Annotated in this window: 12 protein-coding genes and 1 pseudogene; 5 read left to right on the forward strand and 8 right to left on the reverse strand. The window is 60.7% G+C overall.

Translation table 11 applies throughout. From position 1 onward, the window contains the following. Nucleotides 1–6 precede the first annotated feature (6 nt). The gene (locus B4383_RS21835; RefSeq protein WP_139360967.1) at nt 7–315 is read left to right on the forward strand and encodes a hypothetical protein; all 309 of its coding nucleotides are present in this window, start codon (nt 7–9) and stop codon (nt 313–315) included. A 115-nt stretch (nt 316–430) separates the two neighbouring features. Here B4383_RS21835 and B4383_RS21840 read toward each other — a convergent pair whose 3' ends face one another. The 6 genes from B4383_RS21840 to B4383_RS21865 form a co-directional block, all read right to left on the reverse strand. Beyond that, entirely contained in the window at nt 431–1,585 is a 1,155-nt protein-coding gene (locus B4383_RS21840; RefSeq protein WP_078293284.1) for an acyl-CoA dehydrogenase family protein, read from the reverse strand. A 3-nt stretch (nt 1,586–1,588) separates the two neighbouring features. Beyond that, nucleotides 1,589–2,740, reverse strand: a complete 1,152-nt coding sequence (locus B4383_RS21845) for an acetyl-CoA C-acetyltransferase (RefSeq protein ID WP_078293287.1) — start codon at nt 2,738–2,740, stop codon at nt 1,589–1,591. A gap of 75 nt (nt 2,741–2,815) precedes the next feature. Continuing rightward, nucleotides 2,816–3,463 carry a TetR/AcrR family transcriptional regulator gene (locus tag B4383_RS21850; RefSeq protein WP_286144076.1) on the reverse strand — a complete coding sequence of 216 codons (648 nt, stop codon included), beginning with the start codon at nt 3,461–3,463 and terminating at the stop codon, nt 2,816–2,818. Nucleotides 3,464–3,561: 98 nt separating this feature from the next. Then, complete coding sequence (locus tag B4383_RS21855; RefSeq protein WP_078293289.1) at nt 3,562–4,716, reverse strand: acyl-CoA dehydrogenase family protein; 1,155 nt, start codon at nt 4,714–4,716, stop codon at nt 3,562–3,564. Between the two features lie 108 nt (nt 4,717–4,824). Then, the gene (locus B4383_RS21860) at nt 4,825–5,409 is read right to left on the reverse strand and encodes a TetR family transcriptional regulator (RefSeq protein ID WP_078293328.1); all 585 of its coding nucleotides are present in this window, start codon (nt 5,407–5,409) and stop codon (nt 4,825–4,827) included. 142 nt (nt 5,410–5,551) lie between these two features. Next, nucleotides 5,552–6,217, reverse strand: a complete 666-nt coding sequence (locus B4383_RS21865; RefSeq protein WP_078293330.1) for a TetR/AcrR family transcriptional regulator — start codon at nt 6,215–6,217, stop codon at nt 5,552–5,554. Between the two features lie 207 nt (nt 6,218–6,424). Here B4383_RS21865 and B4383_RS21870 point away from each other — a divergent pair, with 207 nt between their 5' ends. Then, nucleotides 6,425–7,399, forward strand: a complete 975-nt coding sequence (locus B4383_RS21870; RefSeq protein ID WP_078293292.1) for a MaoC family dehydratase — start codon at nt 6,425–6,427, stop codon at nt 7,397–7,399. A gap of 78 nt (nt 7,400–7,477) precedes the next feature. Further along, nucleotides 7,478–8,110: a TetR/AcrR family transcriptional regulator gene (locus B4383_RS21875; RefSeq protein ID WP_078293332.1), complete on the forward strand. Its 633-nt coding sequence runs from the start codon at nt 7,478–7,480 to the stop codon at nt 8,108–8,110. A 476-nt stretch (nt 8,111–8,586) separates the two neighbouring features. Here the strand turns inward: B4383_RS21875 and B4383_RS21880 are convergent, their stop codons facing one another. Both B4383_RS21880 and B4383_RS21885 read right to left on the reverse strand, forming a co-directional pair. Then, entirely contained in the window at nt 8,587–9,447 is an 861-nt protein-coding gene (locus B4383_RS21880; protein ID WP_286144078.1) for a TIGR03620 family F420-dependent LLM class oxidoreductase, read from the reverse strand. Between the two features lie 2 nt (nt 9,448–9,449). After that, nucleotides 9,450–9,830 carry a nuclear transport factor 2 family protein gene (locus tag B4383_RS21885; RefSeq protein WP_176138417.1) on the reverse strand — a complete coding sequence of 127 codons (381 nt, stop codon included), beginning with the start codon at nt 9,828–9,830 and terminating at the stop codon, nt 9,450–9,452. Nucleotides 9,831–9,910: 80 nt separating this feature from the next. Here B4383_RS21885 and B4383_RS21890 point away from each other — a divergent pair, with 80 nt between their 5' ends. After that, the gene (locus B4383_RS21890) at nt 9,911–10,441 is read left to right on the forward strand and encodes a helix-turn-helix domain-containing protein (protein ID WP_078293298.1); all 531 of its coding nucleotides are present in this window, start codon (nt 9,911–9,913) and stop codon (nt 10,439–10,441) included. Nucleotides 10,442–10,453: 12 nt separating this feature from the next. Continuing rightward, nucleotides 10,454–10,878: pseudogene (locus B4383_RS21895) on the forward strand (LysR family transcriptional regulator ArgP); the annotation flags it as partial. Nucleotides 10,879–10,915 lie beyond the last annotated feature (37 nt).

Consider the following 10,915-nt stretch of genomic DNA (forward strand, 5'->3'; position numbering starts at 1 on the left):
GCGACGGTGAACACCATTCTCTCGAGCCGGGCGCACCACCCATATCGACGGCGCCCCAAGAGCACCGATGAACTATTCCCCAGCCACGATGGCGGCTATCGGGGCTGGTGGTATGCCGATTTCTTGACGGTCGACTGCACGAGCGAGCGCCTCGAGCATCGCGCTGCCTTCGATTTCGTTGAGGAGACCACGGAAGGTGGCGATTCCAATCTGTTCGAATCGGTCGAGCACCGCACACCGGATGCCCAGGAGCTCCTCGCGCAAATGTCCGCTTCCGATAGCATCCGGCTTGTCTCATGCGTCGTTGTTGCGTGATCTCGGAGCGGATCAGGTGGTGCTGTCCAGGCCCGAAGAAGTGTCAGACTGCCCTGCTGCTGACTGTAGGTATCTATGAGATGCCGGGACGCGTCTCACAAATTGTCGGCATAACTCATGAACCGGCTGCGATACTGCGCCCAATGATTTCTTTCATGATCTCGGTGGTTCCGCCGTATATGGTTTGAACCCGAGTATCGAGATACGCACGGGCAACAGGATATTCGGTCATATAGCCATAGCCGCCGTGTAGTTGTAGGCATCGGTCCAGCACGCGTTTCTGGAGCTCACTCATGTACCACTTGCCCTTAGCCGCGTCGACAGGGGTGAGTTCACCTGCGTTATAAGCCAATACCGATCGATCGACGTAGGTCTGCGCGATATCAATTTCCGTGGACATCTCGGCGAGTTCGAATCTGATGTGTTGTTTGTCTGTCAGCGGACCACCGAATGCTTTGCGCTGCTTGCAGTATTCCACGGTTGTATCGAATATCGCACGCGTCGTTGCAATCGATTTGGCTGTCACCCCTAGGCGTTCGCGGGGGAGATGGCTCATTAGATACTGCAGTCCGCACCCTTCCTCGCCCAGTAGATTCGCATCGGGCACAGTGGCGTCACGGAAGTACAGTTCCGCGGTGTCTTGTGCAGGCAGCCCGATCTTGTCCAGCTTGCGGCCACGCTCGAAACCAGGGGTGTCACGTTCAACGACAAACAAGCTGAAGGCATGCGAACCGCCCTCCGGCTTGGTCCGCGCCGCGACCACGACGACGTCGGCCATGATCCCGCTGGAGATGAAGGTCTTCTGCCCATTGAGGATCCACGTATCTCCCGAGCGGCGCGCCGTTGTGCGGATACCGCGTAGGTCACTTCCGGCCTCTGGCTCAGTCATCGCGAGAGCTCCGATGAACTCGCCTGAGGCGAACCCCGGCAACCAGCGGTTCTTCTGCTCGTCGTTGGTCAGATCGAGCAAGTAATGCAGGACGAGGTCGTCTTGCAGGCTCAACGTCAGGCCGAACGACAGCGCATTGACGCGCGAGACCTCCTCGCATACCACCATGCGGTATCGATAGTCAGGCTCTCCTGCGCCGCCGTATTGCTCGCCAATCTGCAGGGCGTAGAGCCCCGCCTTGGCGGCGCGCGAGAAGACTGTTCGATCGATCCAGCGTTCCTGATCCCAACTGTGTTGATTCGGGACGACCTCACGCGTCAGGAATTCTCTCACCGTCTCGCGGTATGCCTCATGGTCCGGCGTATACAGGGAGCGTTGCATCGCTCAAAGCCTTTCGATGATGGTGACGTTGGCCTGCCCGCCACCTTCACACATGGTCTGCAAGCCGTATCGGCCTCCGGTGCGCTCCAATTCGTGCAGCAGGGAAGTCATCAGTCGGGCACCCGTGCATCCAATGGGGTGGCCGAGTGCGATAGCTCCGCCGTTCGGGTTGACCTTCGCCGGATCGGCCTTCAACTCGGCAAGCCAGGCAAGCACGACAGGAGCGAACGCCTCGTTGATCTCGACGACATCGATGTCGTCGATCGACATACCGGTGCGCTTGAGTGCGTGCTGTGTGGCGGGAATGGGGGCTGTCAGCAGCATGACGGGATCTGCCCCGAGTGCAGACAAGTGATGAATCCGCGCACGCGGAGTCAGCCCGAACCTGTTGACGGCGTCTTCAGAGGCGATCAGGAGCGCCGCGGCCCCGTCCGAGATCTGACTCGCGACGGCGGCGGTAAGTACGCCGCCTTCAACGAGTGTGCGCAGGCCGGCCATCTTCTCCAGGGACGTGTCTGCTCGAGGTCCCTCGTCAACGCTGATTCCCGCGTACGGGGTGATTTCCTTTGTGAACCGTCCGTCGGCAATGGCGGCAAGAGCCCTCTGATGGCTGTCGAACGCGAAACGTTCGTTTTGTTCACGGGTCAGATTCCACTGGCTGGCAATCAATTCCGCCCCGCGGAACTGAGAGATCTCCTGATCACCGTAGCGTTCGTGCCAGCCCTCGCACCCGGTCCAGGGGTCCGTCGAACCGTATGCTTCGCCAGCGCCGAAAGCGCACAGAATGGGGAATTGGCTCATCTTCTGCACACCACCCGCGACGATGAGATCGGCGGTACCGCTCATCACGGCCTGAGCGGCGAAGTGCACTGCTTGCTGGGCGGATCCGCATTGACGGTCAATGGTCACGCCGGGGACTGACTCGGGCAGGCCGGCCGCCAGGGCCGCAGTACGCGCGATATCGCCGGCCTGAGCCCCGATGTTGTCGAGGCAGCCAAGAATGACGTCATCGATGGCGGCCGGGTCAATGTCGTGGCGACCGACCACGGTCTTGATCACGTGCGCTGCCGTATCAGCCGGATGTCTGCCGGCGAGACCTCCGCCCCGTTTTCCGACCGGGGTACGGGTGGCGTCAACAATGTAAGCCTCAGTCATGTACTTAATTTAACATAGAATCAAAAATCTTCCCCGCGTATTGATGCCACACTGTGTGGAGCCTTGTTTGGTGCTCTACGTTGACTCGCGGCGCGACTTCGGGCGAGGCGAGCTCAGGCCGTGTCGGACGAAAACTTGTGCGTTAGAGACGATTGTGTCAATCGAACTGCGTCGGGGGTCCCACCACTCGGCGGTCCAGTTGAGCGCGCCCATGACGAGGGCTTGGGCCAGGGGCGCGTTGAGGTCGCTGCGGATCTGCCCCTCCGCTACAGCATCATTCATCAGCTGGCGCCAGATGCGAGTGTATGCGGCTTCTTCTTTCCGCTGCCGCGCTCGTAGGTGTTCCGGTATCTGGCCGGAGTTCCGGATTGAAGCTCTGGCGTAATCTGACAATTCCAGCTCATGGCGCAGATGTGACTGCACCGCGGCCATGATTCGGTCCATGGGTGACGTGCTTCGCGGGAGCGCTTTCAGCTCGTCTTGCAGGAATCGGCGTAGACCGCTGATGCCGCAGAACATGACTTCTTCGATGAGATCTTCGCGGGAGGGAAAGTAGTAATAGATCGCCGGCGCCTGCAACTCGGCGTATTCGGCAACGTCGGTCAGCCGTGTGCCCGCATATCCCTTGACGCTCAGGACGTGCGCTGCAGCATCGAGGATGCGCGACCTGGTGCGCTGCGCTTTGGTGTCGCTGAGTTCGGGTGGTGTGCGCTTCCTTGACATTGATTGATGATAGGAGTGGCAGAGCGTGCGGTGAGCAATGACACCAGATCTGGAGGCGCAGACCGTGCTGGCGCCAGCATCCGTTGCGCTTCGCGGGTTCAGATGCCGCCTCGGGCTACCAGTTGGTCGGCGATGACATTGCGCTGTATCTCATTGGTGCCCTCGCCGACGATCATGAGGGGTGCATCGCGGAAGTAGCGTTCGGCATCGAATTCTGTTGAATAGCCGTAGCCGCCATGGATGCGAACCGCGTTCAGCGCGATGTCCATAGCAGCCTCGGAAGCGAACAATTTCGCCATTCCCGCCTCCATGTCGGCGCGCTCGCCGCTGTCGTACCGGTCAGCGGCATACAGCGTGAGCTGGCGAGCGGCGGTCAGCTTGGTCGCCATATCCGCCAGATAGTGCCCGATAGCCTGGTGTCGCCAAATGGGCTTGCCAAAACTCTCGCGCTCCTGTGCATAGGCCAGCGCGTCATTGAGTGCTGCGGTCGCAACGCCCAGCGCGCGAGAAGCCACCTGGATACGACCGGTCTCCAGGCCCTTCATCATATGAGCGAAACCGCGACCCGGTTCGCCCCCAAGAATGGCGGAAACTGGGGCGCGGTAGTCGTCGAAAGACAGCTCGCACGACTCGACACCCTTGTATCCCAATTTTGGCAGATCGCGAGATATGTTCATGCCCGCGCCGGGCTCCACCAGCACCACCGAGATACCCGCATGCCGGGGATTCGCGGTGGGATCCGTCTTGCAGAGTAACGCGATCAGTCTGGAGCGGCGTGCGTTGGATATCCAGGTCTTCGAGCCGTTGACGATGAGCTGATCGCCCTCCCGCCGGGCCACTGTGCTCATGTTCTGCAAGTCCGAACCGCCGCCGGGCTCGGTGAGTGCCATCGTTGCACGCAACTCTCCCGAAGCCATTGCGGGCAGGTACTTCTGTTTCTGTTCGGCTGTGCCGAACAGGTCCAACAGTTTGGCCACGACGGTGTGGCCGCCCATGGCGCCAGCCAGACTCATCCACCCGCGGGCAAGCTCCTGGGTGACAAGGACGTAGCAGCGAGTCGATACGGGCGTGCCGCCGTACTCCTCGGGGACGGCCAGCCCGTAGATGCCGATGCGTTTCATCTGCTCTATCCACGCTTCGGGATATTCATTGGCGTGCTCAACTTCGCGGACCGAGGGCCGCACGTCGCGGTCGACGAACGCCCGGACAGTGTCGACCAGCATGGTCTCTTCATTGTTGAGGAGAGTTGTCATGCCGGTGACGATACCTGTTTTTATTTTATATTAAAATTCCGGGCCCGGAGGCGAATGTCTCCTAACTCTGCATGGGGTGCAAAACGTCTGGGCGCCCGTTGCTCGCGGCTACTTCTGAGAGCGAGCCGGGGCCCCCTCGGCGACGGCGGGGCCAGGTGTTCTGGGAGCGTCGAGCGTGCTGATCAACTCGGCCAGAATCGACTCCAAACCGGCCACATCGGGTTCGAGGGTTGCCTGCTCATAGCCCACCAGCAGGTAGACAGCGGTATCGGCGAACTGTTTGGCCTTCCGTGGATCGGCGGTTATCTCGAGGGCAGAGTCAAGGACGATTTGATGCCGAAGAGCGTCTACTTCAACTTGAGTCTCTCGGACTTCGGCATCTGTGCTGCTCCATGCGCGAAAGCCGGCCTCTGCGCGGTGGTTCAAACCCGCGGCGACACGGGCGAGCTGCGCAATGCGACGGCTCGGATCGGGTTCGGTTCTGGCCAGCGTCAGCTGGGAAGTCGTGGCCTCCATCTTCCAATGCTCTACGAGTTCGCGTCGATAGTGAGTCCAACTTGGGAAAAAGTGATAGAACGAGCCCGTCGTGACACCGAGTCGACGGCATACCTCAGCGAGCTTGAGGCCCAGATATCCAGCGTCCGCCAGAACCTCGTAGCCCACTGCGAAGTAGTCGCTCCGCGCTACCGCCATCGTGGACGAGCTTCCATACATGCCGTGGCATGCGCTCCGGTGTCAGCCGACGTGGCGAGTGACTGCACGATGGTGCATCTTCTCTTAGCGGCCCCGGCGGCGGGCACGTGGCTCAGGCGCGGGATCCGCGCCTGAAGACTGGTCACCGGATCCTCGTCTCGGAGGCCAGCCCATGGCGGATCATTGACTGGGCGGTGCTCACTACCGCCTCAACGGAGCCTCGGCGCGGATTCCACCATTCGACTGCCCAGTTCAGGGCGCCGAGGACCAGCATCTGTGCAATGTAAAGGTCCAACTCGGGCCGCAGAAGGCCTTCGCGCGCAACATCATTGATGATCTTGCGCCACACATCGCCGTACTGTTCCTCTTCACGGATCTGACGCTTGCGGATCTTGGGGGGTATCTGACCTGCGTTGCGGATCGAGGCGGTCGTATAGTCCGAGAGCTCCAGCTCGTGGATCAGATGTGCTTCGGCTGCCGCGAGCAGCCGTTCGAGCGCGGGCGTGCCGTCAGGAAGATCGTCCAAGACCTTTCCGACATATGTTCGCATGTCGGCGATTCCGGCCCACATGACCTCTTCGATCAGGTCGTCGCGCGATGGAAAGTAGTAGTAGATCGCCGGGGCTTGCAGTTCAGCCACCGATGCGACATCGACCAGTCGTAGACCCGCATAGCCGCGAGTGGAGAGGACTTGCGCTGCCGCGTCCAGGATGCGGGATCGCGTCAACGCTGATTTCGAATCAAGCGCCGCGGTGTCCTCATCGAGGCTGTCACCCGATGTCGTGTCTTGAACATTTCGCCTGGTCATTCCAAGAATTGTATGCGGTTTGACGAAGATCCGGCGCACGGGCCCGGCTCTGTAATATCAATTAGATCTGGGTAATCAGTCTGCCGTTGGGCTGGCGAGGCCGCAGGCGCAGTCTTCGCAATATTTAACATAGAATAAAAAACTGTGGCGCTGACCCAGCTCGCACAGGGCCGAGTGGAACAGCCGGAAGTTTGCTGGAGGTGTGAGGTGAAGCATCAGGCGGAGGGGCCGTACTTCGAGGAGTTGGAGGTGGGCCAGGTGTTCGATGATGCGCCGGGCTATACGCTCACGGCCGGTCGTCAGGCGGTTCACCAGGCGATCGTGGGGGATCGGCTGCAGCTTCCCCTTGACGACGAGTTGGCCACGGCTGTTGCGGGTGGCCCGGTCGCACATCCTGCACTCGTTTGGGACGTCGCCATAGGGCAGTCAACTGTCGCCACGCATCATGTCAAAGCGAACCTGTTCTACCGCAACCTGATGTTTCACAGAATCCCGTTGCTGGGCGACACCCTGCGCACGGTTACGCGTGTCGTCGGCCTGCGGGAGAACGGGCGCAGAGAGGGCCGCAAGCCGACAGGACTCGCGGCGCTGCGTATGACAACCGAGGATCAAGACAGGCGTGTCGTGCTCGACTTCTACCGGTGCGCAATGCTTCCACTCCGGAGCAGTGAACCAACAGGAAGATCTGATGACCTGAGTGCGATTGGATCGGCTTTGCCTCACGGACTGGGGACGAGCGTGTCTGATTACGATCTCGGCGCAGTGCGATCGAAGCCCATGGCACTGCAGGTCGGTGACTCGATAGAAATAGTTGGTGGTGATGTTGTCAGCAGTGCTCCGGAGTTGGCGCGCCTGACTCTGAACATCGCAAGCCTCCATCATGACTACCGTGCAACTGGTCGGCGATTGGTATACGGCGGGCACACAATTGGACTTGCTCTGTCGCAGGCGACGCGGGCATTCCCCGGCATGGTTTCTGTGCTTGGCTGGCATAGCTGCGACCATCTCGGCCCGGTTCGCGAGGGGGACACGCTGCGCAGTGTTGTCGAACTGGAACGCATCGAGATCAACAAGTCCGGGGGCAGCGTGGTCCACCTAAGATCGAGGGTGGCCGCGGACGGCGACGACATGGATTCGGCGAGACCGGTACTCGACTGGAGATTTGCAGTATTGCTCGGATAATCCAGGGTGTTGTTCGTCGCCGACCAGTGGACCACTGCCGAGGGGCGGCGTGTCGATCATCGAATACTGTGTATGGCGATGGCTAAAGAGACGCGACGACCGGCGGGCAGATTTCGATCAGTGGACACCGATGGTGCCGCTGCGTCGGGCATCTTTGCCGCCCTGGCACGGTTGCTGGAGCGGTTGGCCTTTAGTGACATCAGCGTCGCCCAGATCCTCGATGAGGCGAAGGTCTCGCGGGCAACGTTTTACTTCTATTTCTCATCGAAGTTTTCAGTGCTCGCCGGCCTACTTACGCAGGTAATGGACGACATTTTCGAGACTGTGCAACCGTTTCTCGCTCGTTCGGCAGAGGATTCGCCGGAAGCTGCCCTCGAGAGAAGTATCCGCGCTGTCACCGAGGCTTGGCACCGCCACCGTGCGGTCCTCAACGCGGTCAATCACCATTGGCAGAGTGACGCGGAATTGCGTGACTTATGGCTCGGCGTCGTGGAACGATTCGTTGCTGCCGGAGCGAATGAAATCGAGCGCGAGCGTGCCGCAGGCAAGATCACATCGGCGGAGTCCGGGCGAACACTCGCATCTCTTCTCTTCTGGGGCACCGAACGTGTGCTGCATGTTGCTGGTCAGGGCATAGAACCCTCCTGGCCGGACGAAGAGGCGGTCGTGGGCCCGTTAGTAACCATGTGGCACGGCACTCTCTACGGCTAGATCTATTACTCAAGCGCTGGCATTGTACGCTCGTTGGGCGTTCCGGAATCGACCTATCCGCGTTCCAGCGCCTCAAACTTTGGCTATGTGTGGCCAGTGCCGACACAGTTTTCAACACGGCCTCGATTTCAACACTTCAGATGAATTTCAGGGCCGGTATCTGATTGCTCAGGAAACTAACGAGCTGTGTCTGGATAATGCGAATGGTTGAACCATCACAGTGACAGAACTGAAACTAATGCCGTGCGTTGTGGGGCGAGACAGGTAGTTGAGGATCGGGGCTGGTCCTTCGAAGCATGGACACACGCCCTATAGGTCGAGTCGGCCAATGTGCGGTTCTTGGCGGGATACCGCAACAGTCGATGGCCGGGTGGGCCGTGGGCGGTCATGCGTCCGCTGTAGGGGCTTCCGACGTGGAATCGTTCTTCACGGGCGCAGTTCTGGCAATTGGCGGTGGATGTCTGATCTGACAGTCCTCAGGCGTTGAAGAGTTCCCGCGCCAAGGTTGCGTATCCGGGCATTGGACTCTCGCTGTTCGAGGTGAGCAATTGGATGCCGATGTGGTCAGCGCCGGAGCCGAGGTGCTCGCGCAGTCGAGCCGCAACGGATTGGGCCGCCCCATGTGGAACCAACGCATCGATGAGACGGTCGCTACCGTCCGCATCGAGATCGGAGTCGTCAAAACCGTGGCGCCGCCAGTTGTTGGTGTAGTTACTGAGCGATAGGTAGGGATCGGACACGAATGCCCTGGCGATCCCGCGGGCCGCCTGAGTGTCGTCGTCCAGAACGATCGTTTGTTCAGGCGCAATCACTACGCCGGATCCCAGTGCTGTACGCGCCGCGCGTGTGTGTTCTGGAACCGCCAGGTATGGATGGGTACCGAGGGTACGGTCGGCGGCCAGTCGGAGTGCGCGCGGCCCGAGCGCCGCCAGGATGCGCCGATCGGCCGGGACGCCGGCGGCTTCCAGCCGGTTCAGGTAGTCGACCATCTTGGTGTAGGGCTTCTGGAACGACGAGACCACTTCTGGGTGTCCGATCCCTATGCCCAGCAGGAACCGATCGCCGTAGCTGGAAATGATTCGATGGTAAGACGCGGCGATCTCGTCCGCGTCATTGGTCCACATGTTTACGATCGCTGTCGCCACGATAAGCGTTGAGGTGGCCTGAAGGGCCCGTTCGACGGGTTCCAGGTCTGTGACCGAAGCCTGCCCGAGGCCCAACCAAGCTACGGTATATCCCAGATCCTCTGCCTCGGAGGCGAATTCGGCGCGGGCCGCGTCGCCGTAGCGCGGGTGTAGCCAGGTTCCGAACGAACCCATCTGCGAGCGAAATGTCATGGTCATGAACTTGCGGGCAGGATGCGAAGGCTCACGATGTGCTCGTCTCGGACGGCGAAGGTGTGGTTCAGGTCGGCTTGGCCACCGGGGAAATTGCCCTCCAGATGCATGCACACGGCGTAGCGGTGAGTCCCCTTCTCCTCACGAAGCGCCGTTACGCTCGTCATGGTTGCCGTGTACTCGAAGGCCGCCGCGACGTCCTCACGCCATCGCCGGATCTGGTCTCGGCCCTCGATGAAGTTGCCTTCATCGAGCACCTCGGCGTCCTGGCTGAAGCATTTGACGATCGCCTCGATGTCGCGCGCCTCCGACGCGGCCAGATAGTTGGACACGACGGCCGAGAGTTCTGTCTTGTCGGCTGCTGCGGGGGTTATACGGTTCACGTCTTCTCCTGGAGGTAGCATGACTTCTGAAATAGAAGTTAGTTACTTCTAAAATGGAAGTCAAGCCGTTAGGATTGAAAGTGAGCGAACGAATTCGGTCTGAAGATCGAGAATGCCCGCTGTCGGCAACTATCGGCCTTGTGGGGGAATGGTGGACGCTGCTGATCCTGCACGACGCGTTCGACGGCTACACCCGCTATGACGAGTTTCAGAAGAACCTAGGTGTCTCAACGAGTCTGCTGACCGCTCGGCTGAAGCGGCTGGTCGAGGTGGGAATCTTCGAGAAACGGCCTTATCAGACAAATCCCGTGCGACACGAGTACCTTCTCACCGAACTTGGCCGTTCGTTGCGTCCGGTGATCGTGACCTTGGCCGCCTGGGGTAATGCGCGGTTGCAGCCGGAACGGCGCAGCATGGTCCTTGTCGACGCGGCCACCGGGGTGGAGGCCGAGCCGGTATTGGTTGATCGCGAGACCGGACGACGGGTCGATGGACCTGAATTCGTCTTCACGGCGGGTCCTGCTGCTAGCAAGCCGTTCCGGGATCGGTACGTGGGACGCTCCGTTCGGGTGCGCCGTCTCGACGGCGACGAGCCCACAGAGACCGGCTGAGTCTGTCGGAACTGCCGCTGCGAACCGCTGGGTTCCATGCGGTACGTCGGGATGGCATCACCGGAGTACGTCGCGGACTACCTTCCGGGTGGGCTGCTCGACTCGGGGATCTGGGCCGTCCGGCGGGCCCCGATGATGCGATGGACAGGCACGATGCCCTCCAGGACCAATTCTTGCGCAAGATCTTTCGCCGGGATGTCACGGTGCCGGAGCGCTATGTGCCGACGGCCGGCGGAAACACCGAGGCGCTGCGGGTGGGGCTGGGTTGGGGAATGATGCCCGAGCAGTTGGATCGCGACGGCCTTGTCGACCTGGCGCTGGGGCGGTATCTCGATGTGCCGTTGTATTGGCAGCATTGGAAGTTCGAGTCCTCGACACTGAACGCGACTACCTCGGCGGTGTGTGAGGCGGCCTCCGTTCTGCGGCGTGGGGGCTGACCGCGCGTGTTGACGCTTGAAGTAAAAGGCGTATACG

The organism is Mycobacterium sp. D16R24, assembly GCF_002013385.1.
GTDB lineage: Bacteria > Actinomycetota > Actinomycetes > Mycobacteriales > Mycobacteriaceae > Mycobacterium.